Origin of the sequence: Bradyrhizobium niftali (genome assembly GCF_004571025.1) — a bacterium.
Lineage (GTDB): Bacteria > Pseudomonadota > Alphaproteobacteria > Rhizobiales > Xanthobacteraceae > Bradyrhizobium > Bradyrhizobium niftali.
In genome coordinates, this window is record NZ_SPQT01000006.1 from 187695 (window position 1) to 204305 (window position 16611).

The window sequence follows — 16611 nt, forward strand, 5'->3', positions numbered from 1 at the left end:
GTTCACAGCGTGTAGGAATTGACGCGATAGCGGGACAGGTTCTCCTGCCTGGTGAACCAGGCGATGGTCTGTTCGAGACCCTTGCGCAGCCCTTCCACACCGCCGAAGCGCGGCGACCAGCCCAGCAGCTTCTGCGCCTTGGCGTTGGAGGCCCAGAGGCGTTCGACTTCGCTGCGCCCGGGGCGCACACGCACGTCGTCATGCTCGATCTCGATCTCCGCTTCCATCAGCTGGGCGATCAGCCGCGCCGTGTCGCCGATCGAGATCTCGAAAGCGCTGCCGATATTAATGACCTCCCCCACCGCGGCCCTGGAATCGAGCGCCGCCAGGAACCCGCCGACGGTATCGGCGACGTAGTTGAAGTCGCGCGTCGGATGGATGCTGCCGAGCTTGATCTTGCGCACGCCTGCTGCAATCTGCGTGATGATGGTCGGGATCACGGCACGGGCCGATTGGCGCGGGCCGTAGGTATTGAAGGGGCGCACCACCGTAACCGGCGTGCCGAACGAACGCTCGAACGACAGCGCGAGCTGGTCGGCGCCGATCTTTGTCGCGGAGTAAGGCGACTGGCCCTGGAGCGGATGTTCCTCGGTGATCGGAACAAATTGCGCCGTGCCATAGACCTCGCTGGTCGAGGTGTGGACCACCTTCTCGACTCCGAGGTCGCGCGCAGCCTGCAGCACATTGAGCGTGCCGCGGATGTTGGCTTCGACATAGGTGTCGGGCGAATGATACGAGTAGGGAATCGCGATGAGCGCGGCGAGGTGCAGGACGGCGTCACAGCCCTTCATCGCGGCGCGCACACCGTTCGGATCGCACACATTGCCGGCGAAAAAATCGAACTCCTGGCGGATATCGGGCGGCGAGGAATCGAGCCAGCCGTGCGAGCCCATGCTGTTGTAGTGCACGAACGCGCGCACCGCGACATTGCGCCGGACCAGCTCTTCCGCAAGGTGCGATCCGATGAATCCGCCCGCGCCCGTCAAAAGTACTTTTCGCAAAGTTCCAGTTCCCCTCTGGCCGGGCGGCCCGACCTGCCATGCCGGCCACTTCTAGACATTCCGGCCGCTGGAGGCCAGTTTTGAATGAGCGCCGGTGCTGTCAATGAGCCGGAACCCGGGCACGAAATACAACCGCTAGGGGTCCGCAAGCCCTTGAGAAGGATCAATAAATCCGCACGTCTCGGACGCCGAACCAGCGCTAAGCAAATTCGCGCAGGAGCCGGATCACGCTGTCCTGCTGCGCGGAGGTGATTTCGGCGAAGATCGGCAGCGACAGGATGCTGTTCTGATCCCGGCACGCATGCGGAAATTGCTCCGCCGTGTGGCCGAATCGCGCATAGGCTTGAAGCAGCGGCAGCGCGGTCGGATAATTGATCGCAGTCTGCACCCCGTTGGCATTGAGGTGCGCCGCCAGCGCATCGCGGCGCGGATGCCTGATGGTATACAGGTGATAGACGTGATCGCGGCCCGGTGCGACCTGCGGTACACTCACCCCCTCGATCTGATTGAGGCCTGCATCGTAGATCGCGGCCGCGCGTTGCCGTGCCTCGGTCCAGGCGGCGAGATGCGGGAGTTTTGCAGAGAGGATCGCGGCCTGCATGCCATCGAGCCGGCTGTTCACGCCCTCGATCTCGTGCTGATGCTTCACAAGGCCACCATGGCGCGCGAGCCTCATCATGTGCTCGGCAAGCGCAGCGTCGTTGGTTACGAGGGCGCCCGCATCACCCATCGCACCGAGATTCTTGCCCGGATAGAACGAATAGGTAGCCGCCGCGCCGAATGTCCCGACCATCTGCCCCTTGTAGCGCGCCAGGTGGGCCTGGGCGCAGTCCTCGATAACCCACAATGCATGCTTGTTCGCGATCGCCATGATCGCGTCCATGTCGGCGGGCTGACCGTAGAGGTGCACGGGGATGATGCCGACGGTGCGCGGCGTGATCGCGGCCTCGATCGCCGCGGGATCGATGGTGAACGTCACGCCGTCGGTATCGCAGAACTTCACCGTTGCGCCGGCATGGGTGATCATCGCCGAGGTCGAGATCCAGGAATGTGCCGTCGTGATGACCTCATCGCCAGACCTCACCTTCAGCGCGGCCATCGCAAGGTAGAGCGCATCCGTCCCGTTGGCGCAGGAGACGCAATGCTTGACGGACGCAGCCTTGGCGAAGTCGTGCTCGAACGCATCGACAAAGGGGCCGCGGATGAAGGCATTGTCACGGATGACGGCGGCAATCGCCGCGTCGATCTCGGCCTTGATGTTCTGGTACTGGAGCTGGAGATCAGCGAAGGGAACCGCCATTCGTCACTTCCGCAAGGTTAATAGCCGCGCCGGATTACCGGCATAGGTTCCGGCCATGGTGATATCCTTCGTCACCACCGAGCCCGCGCCGATCACAACATCATCCACGATTGTGACCGGCATGATCGTCGCATTCGAGCCGATCGATACCCGGCTGCCGATTCTTGTCTCGCGCCACAGTTCTTTACGACCGCGCGCCGGCCCTCCGCTCGCAAAAGTGTCGTTGATGAACATCACGCCGTGACCGACGAAGCAGTCCTCGCCGATGCTGACGAGCTCGCAGACGAAACTATGCGACTGCACGCGCGTGCGGGCGCCGATGACGACATCCTTCTGGATCTCGGTAAACGGTCCGATGAAGCAACCGTCGCCGATCGTGCAACCGTAGAGATTGCAGGGTTCGACCACCTTGACGCCGACGCCGAAGCTGACGTTGCGTATCCCGACCTGGTGGAGCTCGGGGCCGCTCACGAGGCAATGCCCAAACGACTACGGCGGGGCACGAAGTGAAGTGGCACCTCCTGCCCGGTCTCGATGGATTCGTAGAGCGCGGAGATCAGCTCCAGGCTCTTGCGGCCCTGCAGTCCGTCGACCAGAGCCGCGCCACGGTCGGCGAGACACTCGATAACGTGCTCATAATAGGCCTGGTGGCCGAAGCCGTAGACGTTCGGCGGATTGACCGAAAACCTTTCGATCACCTCCTTGTCCGACGGCAGCTCATTGACGAAGCGCCAATGGCGGATCTGATTCATGGCGAAGCCGCCGACCTCCACGGTTCCCTTCTCGCCCAGGATCGAGAGCGAGCCTTCGAGATCGGCCGGGCGCACCGCGGTCGTCGCCTCGATTATCCCCAGCGCCCCACTGCGAAACTTCAGCGTTGCAACCGCGGTGTCCTCGGTCTCTATCTTCACCAACGCGGTGCTGCTGCGCGCATGAACGCTGACGACGTCGCCGAAGAACCACTCCAGCATGTCGATGTGATGGCTGGCCTGATTGGTGAGTACGCCGCCGTCCTGTGCCCAAGTGCCGCGCCAGGCGTCCTGATCGTAGTAGGCTTGGTCGCGGCACCAGCGCACACGGACCGTGCCAAGCACGAGCTTGCCGAACCGGCCGGCATCGAGCGCCTCGCGCGCTTTGACGATCGGCACATTGAAGCGGTTCTGCTTGACGACGAAGAGCTTTACACCGGCCTCGTCGCAGGCGCGGATCATGTCGTCGGCGTCCTGCAGCCGCAGCGCCATCGGCTTTTCGACCACAACATGCTTGCCCGCCCGCGCGCAGGCAATCGCATGCTGCGGATGCAGCCCACTCGGCGTCAGCACGGCAACGGCGTCGATATCGTCACGCGCGAGCATCGCGTCGAGATTGTCGTACGCTGACACCTTGAATTTCGAAGCGATCACATCCGCCCGCGCGCGATCCGAATCGCACACCGCGACAAGACGCGCGCCGTCGATACGGTTGCCGCCCAAAAGGTCGGCGTGCCGCTTGGCAATGCGCCCGCACCCGAGCAGGCCGAACCTGATCATGAGACCTCGATCCTCTCTGTGGGCGGGCTCGTAACGAGAGGTTCTGAGCGCACCGGTCAGGCTGACCTATATTAACAAAAGCCTGAACAAATCAAGGCTTTAGACCGTGCAAAATCCCGTTTCGGGCACGCTTGGGACATTGCGTGCATTGTTCGGATGGGATATCCGAACCGCTACATGGGACTCCCTACGGACATCATGGATCAGAAGGCCGCGGACGGACTTCGTTTGCGCGGCAGCGATCGCGGCGTGGCACTTCTCATCCTGTGCCATCTGGCCCTGGGCTGCATGTCGCTGATCTGCGTCGCGCAGGTATACCCTGCGTACCACATTCTCTTCGGCTACGAGACGCTGCCCGCGGCGGTCGCCACGGTTGCCGCGTTCGCCGTCCTGACCGTCCTGTTCGCCCGCGCCCCGTTCAGCTTCGGCTATTTTGCCGGCTACTACCTCTTCGTCATGATTGCCGGCTATCTCTGGCTGAACAGCTTCTCCGAGTTCGGCTACAACCATCGCCTGAGCGGCCTCTCGGCGGCAGCCTCCGCGGTGGCGTTCCTGCTGCCTGCGCTCTACCGGCCGTCCCTGCCGCGATTGCTGACATTATCCCCGCAGGCTTTCGAGCGGCTATTGGGCGGCATCGTGCTGATCGGGGCCGCCGCCGCGGCAGTCGGAGCTTATTACAACTTCAGGCTGGTCTCGCTTGGAGACATCTACACATATCGCGAGGCTCTGACCGCACCAACATTGGTGAACTACCTGGTCGGAATCACGACGACGACGCTCCTGCCGTTCGCGTTCGCATGCTACGCAATCCGCGGAAGCCGCTGGCGGGCCGGCACCATCCTCATCCTGCTGCTGCTGTTCTATCCGGTCACGTTGAGCAAGCAGGCCTTCTTCACCCCCGCCTGGCTCGTCCTCATGTTGGCGGCGACGAGGCTCCTGGCTTTGCGGCTCACCGTCATCCTGTCCTTGCTGGTCCCGACCGCAGCGGGCGTCATCCTGCTCGGCCTATACAAGTACGGCCTGTTTCCGGAACGGTTCGCGATGTCCGTCTTCCAGCTTGTGAACCTCCGCATGATGGCGATCCCGTCGCTTGCGATGGATTATTACAGCGAGTTCTTCTTCACGCATGATCTGACCCACTTCTGCCAGATCAGCCTTTTGAAACCCCTTATGTCTTGCGCCTACCAACAGCCGCTCGCAGTTGTCATTTACAACTCGTTCGGCATCGGCGGCTACATGAACGCGTCACTCTTCGCGACCGAAGGGGTCGCATCGGTCGGCCCTTTGTATGCTCCAGTCTCGGCGCTTGTCTGCGGCATCGTCATCGCTATCGCCAACGGGATGTCCGCCGGCGCGTCCCAGCGCACCATTCTGGTATCTGGGGCACTGTTGCCTCAGACACTGATGAATGTTCCCTTCACGACGGTGATGCTGACGCACGGGGCGGCGCTGCTGTTCCTCCTCTGGTACGTGATGCCGCGCGACCTCCCCAAACAAGAGCACTAAGACGGTGCGCATCCTCATCCTCAACGCCGACTATCCGCGTTTCCTGGCGTGGCTGTACCGCCGCGCGCCGAATCTTGCCGGCGCGCCTTACGCAACGCAGATGGCGGCGCGGAACGCCAGCCTGTTCGGCGTCGCCGATTTCTACTCGCGCAATTTCGCCGGCCTCGGGCACGTCGCCGCCGACATTCACGTCAACAATCCCTGGATGCGGGCGGCATGGGCGCGCGAGCACGGGCTCGCCGCGGAGCAGCCGCCGGAGCCGGGCAGAGAGATGCAGCGGCAAGCGATCCCCGGCTGGCTTCAGCGCGCAATCGCGCCGTTCAAGCCCGTCCTCAGGCCGCTGGCACGCAAGGTAGGCCTGAGCCCGCGGCTCGATGCGCAGGCGGAAAATATCCTGCTCGCGCAGATCGAGGAGTTCAAGCCGGACCTCGTCCTCAACCAGGACGTCTTCCATGTCGACGCGCGCCTCGCGCGGCAGATCAAGGGCATCGGCCGCCCAATCCTGATCGGCCAGGTCGGCATCGTTCCTTCGCGCGGCGAGGACTGGTCGGCCTACGACCTGATGATCTCGCAGCTTCTCAGTGTCGTTCATTCCTTCCGCAATGCCGGGGTCAGATCCGAGGTGGTTCATCTGGCCTTCGAGCCTGATATCCTTAACGTTCTACCGCCTGCGCCCGAACGCAGCATCGACATCTCCTTCGTCGGCGCCGTGTCGGCAGATCACCAGCAACGGGTGGCACAACTCGAAGCGGTGGCTCGGAAATACGATCTGAAGCTCTACGGCAGCGGCCTGCATACCCTCCCCGCCTCCTCGCCGCTGCACCGCTGCCATCAAGGCGAGGTGTGGGGCGTGGAGATGTACCAGGCGCTCCGCGCCTCCCGCGTCACGCTCAACTCGCACATCGACATGGCCGGCCGCGAGGCCGGCAATGCGCGGCTGTTCGAAGCGACCGGCGTCGGCGCCTTCCTGCTCACCGACTTCAAGGACAACCTGGATACGCTGTTCGCGCCCGAACGCGAGGTCGCGGCATGGCGCACGGTCGAGGACTGCCTTGCGCAGATCGAGCGCTATCTCGCCGACGACGCGGCTCGCCTGTCCATTGCGAAGGCGGGCCAGGCCAGGACCTTAGCGTCCCATACCTTCCGCCGGCGCGTCGAGGAGATCCTGGCCTTCGTCGGTTAAATCCCCGCCGGCCGGCATGACGATTGCCATCTTCCGTCCGCCCTTGACGGTTCCGGCCAAAATGGCCAAAGTGCGCAGCGAGACCGCTATGTCACTCTAATTACAACGTTTTTTGTCGAGGCCCAGGATGGAACACGTCGAACATGTTCGATTCGGCGACCAGCTCTACGCGATCATCGTGCGCGCCTCGTTCCGCGAGCCGGGTATCCATTTCTTCTCGTCGCCGGAACTGTCGCAGCAGCTCGCCTATATGAGCCATCCGAAGGGCAAGAGCATCGAGCCGCATCGCCACAACAAGGTGACGCGTGAGGTGCACTACACCCAGGAAGCCCTCCTGATCCAGAAGGGCAAGCTCCAGGTCGACTTCTACACCGTCGAGGAGAACTATCTCGAAAGCCGTGTGCTCGGTGCCGGCGACATCATCCTGCTCTGCAGCGGCGCCCACGGCTTCCACGTGCTCGAACCGCTTGAGATGTTCGAGATCAAGCAGGGGCCCTATTCCGGCGAAGACGACAAGACGCGCTTTGCCGAAGTCTCCCGGTCCGAAATCCGGATCAAGGGCCCTGGCCAGTGACCGCGCCGTTCATTCCAGTCAACACGCCGCTGCTTGACGGCAACGAGGCCGACTATCTCGCCGAATGTATCCGGACCGGATGGATCTCGTCGGAAGGACCGTTCATCAAGCGCTTCGAGCAGGCGATGGCCGAGGTTGCGGGGCGGCGCCACGGCATCGCGGTGACCAACGGCTCCGTCGCACTCGACATCGCCGTTCATGCCCTCGGGCTCGAGCAAGGCTCGGAGGTCATCATCCCGACCTTCACGATCATCAGCTGCGCCGCCGCCTTAGTACGGGCGGGCCTCGTGCCGGTCGGGGTCGACTGCGATGCCGCGACCTGGAACATGACTGCCGACGGCGTCGAAGCAGCGATCACGCCGCGCACGCGCGCGATCATGCTGGTTCACATCTACGGCCTGCCGGTCGATCTCGATCCGATCCTGACGCTCGCACGCAAGCACGACCTGAAGGTGATCGAGGACGCTGCCGAGATGCACGGCCAGACCTATCGTGGCGCGCCCTGCGGCGGCTTCGGCGACGTCTCGACCTTCAGCTTCTATCCCAACAAGCACGTCACGACCGGTGAAGGCGGCATGATCCTCACCGACGACGACGCGCTCGCCGACCGCCTGCAAGGCCTGCGCAATCTCTGCTTCCAGCCGCAGCAGCGTTTCGTCCACGAGGAGCTCGGCTGGAACGCGCGCATGACCAACCTCCAGGCCGCGCTCGGCGTCGCCCAGGTCGAGCGCCTGTCGCGCACGGTCGAGATCAAGCGCCGGATGGGCCGGCTTTATGACGAGCATCTTGCGGGCCTCAACCGCATCCGCCTCCCGGTTGCCCGCACGGGCTATGCCGACAACATCTACTGGGTCTACGGCATCGTGCTGAACGAGGACGTGCCGTTCGACGCCAAGGAAGCGATGCGCCGCCTCGGCGAAAAAGGCATCGGGACGCGGCCGTTCTTCTGGTGCATGCACGAGCAGCCGGTGCTGCGCCGGATGGGACTGATGCTCGCCGAATCCCATCCGAACGCGGAATACATCGCCCGCCGGGGTTTTTACCTGCCGAGCGGCCTTGCCTTGACCGACGACGAGATCGCGCGCTCCGCACAGGCGCTGAAGGAGATTTTGGCGTGACGGTGTTCGCCGACTACGCGCCCTGGTACGATCTCCTCTACCGGGACAAGGACTACGCAGCGGAGACGGCATTCGTCGAAGCGCGCCTGCGCGACCACGGCGCCACCTCGGGCAAGCTCCTGGATCTCGGCTGCGGCACGGGCCTGCATGCGATCGAATTTGCGCGCCGCGGCTGGGACGTCGCCGGTGTCGATCTCAGCCACGAGATGATCGCGAGTGCCAAGGCCCGCGCCGAGCAGGCCGGCCTTTCGATTCCGTTCCGACAGGGCGATGCCCGTGAAGCTCGTCCCGAGCGCGGCTTCGACGCGGTGGTGTCGCTGTTCCACGTCGCGAGCTACCAGACCAGCCGCGATGCGCTGGCGGCCATGTTTCGCACCGCGCACGCCGCATTGAAGCCCGGCGGCGTGATCTTCTTCGACTATTGGTACGGCGGCGCCGTGCTGGCGCAGGGCGTCGAGACCAGGGTCAAGGTGATCGAGCAGAAGCCGCTGCGACTTACCCGCATCGCGCAGTCCGACCACGACGAGCAGGCCGCGACCGTCACCGTGAACTACACGTTGTTCTGCGAGGATACGGATCGTGCCACGATCCGGCGCGTCGAGGAAGCGCACCACCTGCGCTACTGGTTTCCATTCGAGATCGATGCGGCGCTCGAGGCGAGCGGCTTTCGGCCCGCCGTTCACGCCGCCTGGCTGACGCAGGACGCGCCGCACACGAAGAGCTGGGCGGCCTACGCGGTCGCCAGAAAGAGCGGCACGCCGTGAAACGCTATCACGTGGGCATTTTCCTCGAGCTCCCGCTCGACGTCGGGGGCGGCTTCCAGCAGTCGCTCACCGACATCACTTGGATGCGCGACTGGGCCAAGACCGCGGATATCGACGTCACCGTGTTCACGACGCTGCCCGACAACGTCGCGATCCTCGCTGATCTCGGCATCAACAGCGTGTATCTGAAGCTGAGTTGGCTGGACCGCCTGTTCCTGTTCCTCAAATATTCGGGACCGTTCGACCTCTTGCAGTACGCCATGCGCGTCTGCGCGCCGTTCGAGAAAAAGCTGAGCAAGGCCGGCGTCGACATCGTCTATTTCACGACCACGTCTAACTGGAATCTGGTGCTCTACAAACTGCCGTTCATGATCACGATTTTCGACGGCTGCTTCCGCGATAGCCCCGAATTCGACGAGGTGCGCGAATTCGCCCAGTTCGAGCGGCGCGACATGGTGTGGCGCAGCGCCGCCACCAAGGCGGTGGTGGTCATCACCAATGCCGACGAACTAGTCGACATGCTGTGCCGGCGCTACGCGATGGAGCGCGGTCATGCCGTCTGCATCCCGTTCTCGCCGTCGCTCTACGTGGCGCGGTCAGGCGCGACCGGTGAAGCCGAGGACGCCGCGATCCTGAAGAAGTACGGCATCGAGCCCGGCTATCTATTCTATCCGGCGCAATTCTGGTCGCACAAGAACCATGCGACCATTCTACTTGCGATGCGCCTGCTGAGGGATCAGGGCGAGAAGCACACTCTGGTGCTCTGCGGCTCAGATCCCGGCGCCCGCGCAGCGTTCGAGGCACTGGTTGCGCAGCATGGTCTCGGCGATTCGGTGTGCATGCTCGGCTTCGTTCCCTCCGCGGAGCTCGGCGCCCTTTATCGCGGCGCAAACGCGCTTGTCATGGCCACCTATTTCGGCCCGACCAATCTGCCGCCGCTGGAGGCGTGGGCTGTCGGCACGCCGGTGATCTATCCGGAAGCCTTCAAGGCGCAGGCCGGCGATGCGGCGGTCCTGTTCGACTACGACGATCCGGCCTCGCTCGCCAAGGCCATTGTCAAGATCCGTTCGGCCGAAGAACGCACCCGCCTCGTCATCGCGGGCAAGCAAAGGCTTGCCCACTTCGGCGAGCAGATCGAAGAAGGGCATCGGCAGCTCGCCCGGCACCTGATGCGGTTGAGATATCGCCGTTACCCTCAGATCTACTGATATCTGGGCAACGCTGGCGCCTTCAGTTCGGCACGGCCGCCAGCACGCGGCCGCGCACGCGCTCCATCAGCAACGGGCTCGCTATAGCGGCAACAGCAACGAGCCAGATCGCGCACTCCGCGAGGAAGCGTTGCGGCCCCGTTCCGGGCACCGTGACGTGGATCGCCAGTCCAAGCCCCCACCCGCCGAATATGATCGCTACCATCACCGCGATCAGGACCAGCATGTGACGGAGCGGTTGGGCGAGCGTCTGGCGCATGATCACCAGCGTCAGGATTCCGACCTGGGTCAGGAGGTCGCTCGCCACGATCGCGATTGCGGCGCCGAGTGGGCCGATCCGGGGGATCAGCGAGGCCGAGAGGATCAGGAAGGCGATCAGCTGCAGCCCCTTGGTCCGGACCAGGAGATCGCCGCGATTGCTGTGATTGGCGAAGACGAACGCCATCAGCGAGGGCGCGACGACGGCGGAGCCGAGCAACAGCGTCACGGTGAGCGTGGCATCGTTAGGAATACTGCCATGCGTCCACAGTGCGAAGAAATCCGACCAGAACGGCAACAGGCCCGCGACGATCAGGCTGGCCATGGCGGTGACGAGCATCGACCCATGGGCATAGAGACCGCGTAGCCGCACCTTGTCACCGATCGCATAATCGTGGCCGAGCTCCGCGCCGATCGGCAGCGTAATCTGGATGCAGACGCCTCTCACGAAGCTCGCGATCACACGGATCAGGCCCCATTGCGCCACCGCCACGCGATCGGCGACCATCGCGCTGACCAGCAGCATCGGTGCGTTGACGAGCGCGAGCTCGGTAAGGTTGGCAATGGAGAACGGAAAGGCGAGCCCGAACTGCCCGGCGCTCCAGCGCCAGGATGGCGATGCTGCCGATCGGTTCCGGCGCAAGAACGGCAATTGGCGCGGAGCGTCATAGACAATCAGGAACAGCGCGAACAGGATCTGCGCCGAGACGTAGGCGATCGCGACCGCCAGCAGGCTGCCGAACCAGGCGATCGCGACGAGCTGCCCGACCTGCCCGAGCAGCAAGGCGACGTTTTGCGACCACACGGCCCGTCCGTATTTTCCGCGCGCGCGATAGAGGCCGGAGATTAGATTGGCGGGCAATGCGAGCAGCGTGCCGACGGTCATCACGAGCATCGCGGTGTCGAAGGTCGGCGTCATCTGAAATCCAAGCACCGATGCTGGCGGGAAAAGCTCGATACTTATTAGCAAAACCGCTCCCAGTGCCAACACAACCCGCACATAGATCTGCAGCATGCCCGCGAAATAGCTTGACGTCCTTCCATCACAATCGACGCAGGACTTAAAGGCAAGAAATCGATTGAGCGCCCGGGCCTGTAGCCCGGCATCGGCGACGACCAAAAGGGAGCTGGCCGAGTAAATGACAAGCCAAGCCGCCAGCATGTCGATGGCCCAAAAATGCAAGAACGCGGGAATCAGGAGAAGCTGCTGAGTCAAGCCAAGCAGGATCTGAACCATGCTCGCGGACCAGCCGTGGATGAGCCGATGAAGACGGCCAGTCATGTTCACTTGCTTCTCAGCTAGAGCTCACGCCAACGACCCAACTTAAGGGCCGTTAGTCGACGAGCTTTTGAGCAATGGCGATCCAACTATTCGTTGTATCCATTAACGACATCGACGACTTCAAGTAAGATGGAAGTGGTCCATCGAATCGACAAACCTAACCGAAGGACCGGTATCGGCATGTTCGATCGCCTCGATTGATTTCAGGACAGACTCCACGATACTCTTTGCGAATGCGTCCTGCGCCGCATGGAAGAGTGACGTGAAGTCCCCAGACGCGGGCTCACCCCTGCTGATCGCGCCTCCTCCCTCCGGGAGCGCGGCTCGAAAAGCGAAAGAGTCGCCGACCACCCCTTGACCAGTGCCGGCTGCGGCGATTGTCCCGTCCCCATTCAGATCCTGATGGAGGACTGATTCATACGATTGTAGTGTTGCACTCGTGCCTGAAACAACGCCAGTAAGGCTGGAGACGTAATTTCCGTTGTTGTCGGCACTCCACACCACGTACTGGTCGGCGCTGCCGTTTTTCCAAACAATGTCGTAGCCCGAACCCGTCTGCTCCGCACCGATTGGCACATAAGACCCGCACTGTCCAACCGTGATCGCAGCACCTCCAGACTTGAGCGTGAGGCTCGCACCGCCCGTGTCGAGGTGATAGTTGGATCCAACCTGCGAAAGCGTGGTCGAGCCAGCTGACTCGATCACGGCGGTCGTCGCTGCTACGCCAACAGTCCCGTCACCGTTCAGATCCTGATGCAGAACGCTTTCATACGATTGCAGTGTCGCACTCGCGCCTGAAACAATGCCGGTAAGGCTGGAGACATAATTTCCGTTGTTGTCGGCACCCCACACCACGTATTGGTCGGCGCTGCCGTTCTTCCAAACAATGTCGTAGCCAGATCCCGTCTGCTCCGCACCGATCGGCACATAAGTCCCACACTGTCCAATCGTGATCGCTGCACCTCCAGACTTGAGCGTGAGGCTCGCACCGCCCGTGGTGAGATAATAGTTGGATCCAACCTGCGAAAGAGTGGTCGAGCCAGCTGACTCGATCGCGGCGGTGGTCGCCGCTACGCCAACAGTCCCGTCACCGTTCAGATCCTGATGCAGAACGTTTTCATACGATTGCAGCGTCGCACTCGCGCCTGAAACAATTCCGGTAAGGCTGGAGACGTAATTTCCATTGCTATCGGCACCCCACACCACGTACTGGTCGGCGCTGCCGTTTTTCCAAACAATGTCGTAGCCCGATCCCGTCTGCTCCGCACCGATTGGCACATAAGTTCCGCACTGTCCAACAGTGATCGCCGCACCTCCAGACTTGAGAATTGGGCCAGTGCCGGACGACATAGGGTCTAAGTAGTAGTACCCGCCTTGTTGCACGAGTTCGGTGGAGCCAAAAGCTTCGATTACGACGGGCGCGCTATCAAGCGTCGTGCTTGAGACCGAGCCATCGGCAAACTGGAAATTTTCGACACCGGTGACGGTATCGGTGCCATCGGGCGCGCCACTGCGCTGGTCGGTCACAGTGAAGGTCTGAGTCGCCGCGTCGTACGAGACCAGATAGTTGGCCCGGCTGCCCGAATACACCGCGGTGTCGGTGCCCGAGCCGCCATTGATGGCGTCGTTGCCCGCGCCCCCCGTGATCGTGTCGTTGCCGCCACCGCCGCTCAGCGCGTTGGCGATCGCGTTGCCCACCAGCGTGTCGTTGCCGGACCCGCCGATGGCGTTGTCGATATAGGAACGCGCGTCGCCATTATAGAGATAGGCGTTGTAGACGTTGCCCGATGCGTAATGGCCATTACCGAGATTGGCCAGCTGCACGGAGGAGAACACCGACGACGCACCGGGATTGAGGTTGATGCTCAGGTTCGTCGTGTAGTTCGACAGGTCATAGGTATCGACGCCGCCGCCGTCCCAAACCGTCTCATAAATGCGATTGGCCGAGCCGCCGCCGCCGCCGCCCGGCGCGAGCTGCCCCACGCCGTTGATGAATTCCTGCCCGGTGGTCGGATTCCAGGTGTAGACCGTGTTGCTGCTCTGGGTCGTGTAGTCCGCGCCGTACATCGTCTGGAGCGCGAGGATATCGTTGGCCATATAGGTCTGCGAAAATCCGTACGCCTCATTGGTGTAGCCGGACGTGGTCGAGCCGCCGACATAGCTGCGATAGCTCATGACGGTGTATTCGCTGTCGTCGTGCGCGCTCGGCACAGCGACGTTGGCGACGCCGCCCGTTTCCTGGCTGTGCTTGAGGCCGAGGGCGTGGCCGAGCTCGTGCAGCGCGGTCGTGAAATAGTAATTGCCGAGCGCGGCAAGCGAGTAATTGTACTGAGTCCCGAACCAGATATCGCCGCCGGACGCGTAGTTGCCGGGGTAATAGGCGTAGGAGGTCGGATTGGCCGACGGTGACTGCGCGACCATGATGTCGGCGCCGTTCGTCCCTGCGTACTGGATATTGGCGTTGGTGTAGCCGAGGATCAGTCCGATCGCGTAGTTGATCGCCGCCTGCATCTGGCTCGGCGCCGAGGCAAAACCAGACGTGGTCGGCTCACTGTTGCCGCCGCTGTAGGGATTGGCGTAGTCGCTGGGCGAATCCGGAAAGCTGTAGGTGATCGTGCCGGACCATTTGGCGCCCGACAGCAGGCCGTCGATCTCGGCGTTATTGGTGGCACTGACGGTGACAGCGGTGGCCAATGGACTCTCCGGAGCTACCCGCGCGATTCGGGCGAAGGCGTGTGATTCTAGCTTCAGAGGTAAACGTTTGGCTTAAATTTGGCGCCTGCGTGCGGGCCCCTTCCATAAAATGTGTTAGCCCTCAAACCCCGTAATCATACGGTCCAGGCCATTCCGTAGTCAAATGGGGCCGAGTACGGAATGCGAGCTTCCGCATGCTTGATGATCTCCAGAGGAGAATCATGAAACTTGGCTCCTTCTCGGCGGGTCTCGTCGGCGTCCTTGCGGTGGTCGCCGGGCCGGATCACCTGTCCATCGGAGAACAGCCTGTCATGGTCGTGAAGGCCAACGCGGATGAAAACGGCAAGGACGGCGGCAAGGACCGCGGCAAGGCGGGCCGCGCCCCCTCCATGCCAATGGCGCGCGATCCTTCCGCCGCGGTGGCGGAGGAGTACGAAGCCGCCCGTCGGACCGGAACACGGGAGGCGCTCGAGCTCTTCATTGCGCGCCACGGCGACGCCCCGCTGGCCGAGCAGGCGCGCGCCGAGCTGAAGCGCCTGCCGCGCTGATCCCTTTCACGCAGCGCAGCAAGCCGCGCCAGCCCAGCCCCGTCAGGCACTGCATTTCGACAGGCGGCATCCGCGTCGGCCCAGACTTGTCGCATGGGCGTTGGGCACTATGGTAGGCCCGCAATCTGTCCCGGAGCCCTTCAAGATGCCCTTTCCGCATGCCTCGGAAGCCCTGTCGCGCTTCACCGTGCTCGATCTGACCCGTGTCCGATCCGGGCCCACCTGCGTGCGGCAGCTCGCGGACTGGGGCGCCAACGTGATCAAGATCGACGCGCTGACCGATGATACCGGCGGCGAGCAGCCGGGCGGGCCGCGGCGGGGCTCCGACTTCCAGAATTTGCACCGCAACAAGCGTGCGATGACGCTGAACCTGAAGGACGAGCGCGGGCTCGCCGTGTTCAAGCGGCTCGCCGCCAAGGCCGATGTCGTGGTCGAGAATTTCCGTCCCGACGTGAAGAAGAAGCTCGGCATCGACTATGACAGCCTCGCCGCAATCAATTCGCGCATCGTCTATGGCAGCATTTCCGGCTTCGGCCAGGACGGCCCTTATCACAAGCGGCCGGGCTTCGATCAGATCGCGCAGGGCATGGGCGGGCTGATGTCGATCACCGGCGCGCCGGGCGAAGGCCCGATGCGGGTCGGCATTCCCGTCGCCGACCTCACCGCGGGCCTGTTCTGCGCCATGGGCATCCTCACGGCGCTGCTCGAGCGCGAGGTCTCGGGCAAGGGCCAGTGGGTGCAGACCTCGCTGCTCCAGGCCCAGATCTTCATGCTCGACTTCCAGGCCGCGCGCTGGCTGATGGAGAAGGAGGTCGCCAGGCAGGCCGGCAACAACCACCCGACCAGCATCCCGACCGGCGTGTTCAGGACCTCGGACGGCTACATCAACATCGCCACGACCGGCGGGCGGATCTGGGAGCGCTGCGCCCAGGCGATCGGCGCGCCGGAGCTCTTTGGCCACCCCGACTATGCGACGGCCCCTGCCCGCTCCAAAAACCGCGACGCGCTCAACGCCGAGATCGAGAAGCGCACCGTGGCGAAGTCGACCGAGACCTGGGTCCGGGAGCTCAACGAAGCCGGCGTGCCCTGCGGGCCGATCTATGCCATCGACCAGATGTTCGAGGACGCACAGGTCAAGCATCTCGGCATCGCGCAGGACGTGCCGAACGACGAGGACCGCCACATCCGCCTGGTCGGCCAGCCCGTGACGCTGTCGCGCACGCCGAGCAAGATGGTGGCGCGGCCGCCGGAATTCGGCGAGCAGACCGACGAGGTGCTGAAGGAGTTCGGCTTCGGCGCCGACGAGATCGCGGAGCTGCGTCAGCGCAAGGTGGTATGAAAGCGGCCTACGCAGTCGTCTACATCTTGCGCAAGCCGTCGAAGCGCGTGTCGACATAGTGGCCGCCGGCATCGACAACCCGACAAAGCTCTCCGCCATCATAGTAGAGCAGAACGACCTTGGCTCCCGCCTCGAATCGCCCGGTCGGTGGTCCGCTCGGCGTACCGCGCGAGGCATAGAATGGCTGCGATCTCGCCACCTCGTGGGTGAACTGGTTGGGTGGAGGCGAGATCAGACAGTCGGACGGGATCAATGACGAATCTGGAAGCACAATCGCTTCCGATCGCTTCATACCTTCCATGATCCG

The 16611-nt window shown here is 63.1% G+C and carries 15 protein-coding genes; 8 read left to right on the forward strand and 7 right to left on the reverse strand.

The features are described 5' to 3' along the window. Window positions 1–2: 2 nt before the first annotated feature. The 4 genes from E4K65_RS14465 to E4K65_RS14480 form a co-directional block, all read right to left on the reverse strand. On the reverse strand, window positions 3–1001 hold the full coding sequence (locus E4K65_RS14465; RefSeq protein ID WP_135174735.1) for an NAD-dependent 4,6-dehydratase LegB: 999 nt from the start codon (window positions 999–1001) through the stop codon (window positions 3–5). Between the two features lie 199 nt (window positions 1002–1200). Further along, the gene (locus tag E4K65_RS14470; RefSeq protein ID WP_135174736.1) at window positions 1201–2301 is read right to left on the reverse strand and encodes a DegT/DnrJ/EryC1/StrS family aminotransferase; all 1101 of its coding nucleotides are present in this window, start codon (window positions 2299–2301) and stop codon (window positions 1201–1203) included. A 3-nt stretch (window positions 2302–2304) separates the two neighbouring features. Beyond that, window positions 2305–2772, reverse strand: coding sequence for an acyltransferase (locus tag E4K65_RS14475; RefSeq protein ID WP_135174737.1), 468 nt, complete (start codon window positions 2770–2772; stop codon window positions 2305–2307). Further along, a complete protein-coding gene (locus tag E4K65_RS14480; RefSeq protein WP_135174738.1) occupies window positions 2769–3830 on the reverse strand; it encodes a Gfo/Idh/MocA family protein in 1062 nt (353 codons plus the stop codon). The genes E4K65_RS14475 and E4K65_RS14480 overlap by 4 nt, the downstream gene beginning before the upstream one ends. Window positions 3831–4028: 198 nt before the next feature. Here E4K65_RS14480 and E4K65_RS14485 point away from each other — a divergent pair, with 198 nt between their 5' ends. The 6 genes from E4K65_RS14485 (at window position 4029) to E4K65_RS14510 (ending at window position 10183) form a co-directional block, all read left to right on the forward strand. Beyond that, window positions 4029–5336: a hypothetical protein gene (locus tag E4K65_RS14485; RefSeq protein WP_135174739.1), complete on the forward strand. Its 1308-nt coding sequence runs from the start codon at window positions 4029–4031 to the stop codon at window positions 5334–5336. A 4-nt stretch (window positions 5337–5340) separates the two neighbouring features. Further along, window positions 5341–6519 (forward strand): CgeB family protein, encoded by a 1179-nt coding sequence (locus E4K65_RS14490; protein WP_135174740.1) that lies wholly within the window; start codon window positions 5341–5343, stop codon window positions 6517–6519. Between the two features lie 127 nt (window positions 6520–6646). Continuing rightward, window positions 6647–7093 (forward strand): cupin domain-containing protein, encoded by a 447-nt coding sequence (locus E4K65_RS14495; protein WP_027545045.1) that lies wholly within the window; start codon window positions 6647–6649, stop codon window positions 7091–7093. Beyond that, on the forward strand, window positions 7090–8211 hold the full coding sequence (locus E4K65_RS14500; protein WP_135174741.1) for a DegT/DnrJ/EryC1/StrS family aminotransferase: 1122 nt from the start codon (window positions 7090–7092) through the stop codon (window positions 8209–8211). Before E4K65_RS14495 ends, E4K65_RS14500 begins: the two co-directional genes overlap by 4 nt. Further along, window positions 8208–8975: a class I SAM-dependent DNA methyltransferase gene (locus E4K65_RS14505; protein ID WP_135174742.1), complete on the forward strand. Its 768-nt coding sequence runs from the start codon at window positions 8208–8210 to the stop codon at window positions 8973–8975. Before E4K65_RS14500 ends, E4K65_RS14505 begins: the two co-directional genes overlap by 4 nt. Next, complete coding sequence (locus tag E4K65_RS14510; RefSeq protein WP_135174743.1) at window positions 8972–10183, forward strand: glycosyltransferase; 1212 nt, start codon at window positions 8972–8974, stop codon at window positions 10181–10183. Before E4K65_RS14505 ends, E4K65_RS14510 begins: the two co-directional genes overlap by 4 nt. 22 nt (window positions 10184–10205) lie before the next feature. On the opposite strand, the gene E4K65_RS14515 is transcribed toward E4K65_RS14510, so the two are convergent. Both E4K65_RS14515 and E4K65_RS14520 read right to left on the reverse strand, forming a co-directional pair. After that, window positions 10206–11360, reverse strand: coding sequence for an MATE family efflux transporter (locus tag E4K65_RS14515; protein ID WP_135174744.1), 1155 nt, complete (start codon window positions 11358–11360; stop codon window positions 10206–10208). A 483-nt stretch (window positions 11361–11843) separates the two neighbouring features. Further along, on the reverse strand, window positions 11844–14417 hold the full coding sequence (locus tag E4K65_RS14520) for a M10 family metallopeptidase C-terminal domain-containing protein (RefSeq protein WP_235885640.1): 2574 nt from the start codon (window positions 14415–14417) through the stop codon (window positions 11844–11846). Window positions 14418–14638: 221 nt separating this feature from the next. On the opposite strand from E4K65_RS14520, the gene E4K65_RS14525 reads away from it, so the two are divergent. Both E4K65_RS14525 and E4K65_RS14530 read left to right on the forward strand, forming a co-directional pair. Beyond that, window positions 14639–14965 carry a hypothetical protein gene (locus E4K65_RS14525; RefSeq protein WP_027545040.1) on the forward strand — a complete coding sequence of 109 codons (327 nt, stop codon included), beginning with the start codon at window positions 14639–14641 and terminating at the stop codon, window positions 14963–14965. A gap of 145 nt (window positions 14966–15110) precedes the next feature. Further along, on the forward strand, window positions 15111–16304 hold the full coding sequence (locus tag E4K65_RS14530; RefSeq protein WP_167770809.1) for a CaiB/BaiF CoA transferase family protein: 1194 nt from the start codon (window positions 15111–15113) through the stop codon (window positions 16302–16304). A gap of 19 nt (window positions 16305–16323) precedes the next feature. Here E4K65_RS14530 and E4K65_RS14535 read toward each other — a convergent pair whose 3' ends face one another. Further along, window positions 16324–16605 (reverse strand): hypothetical protein, encoded by a 282-nt coding sequence (locus E4K65_RS14535; RefSeq protein WP_135174746.1) that lies wholly within the window; start codon window positions 16603–16605, stop codon window positions 16324–16326. Window positions 16606–16611 lie beyond the last annotated feature (6 nt).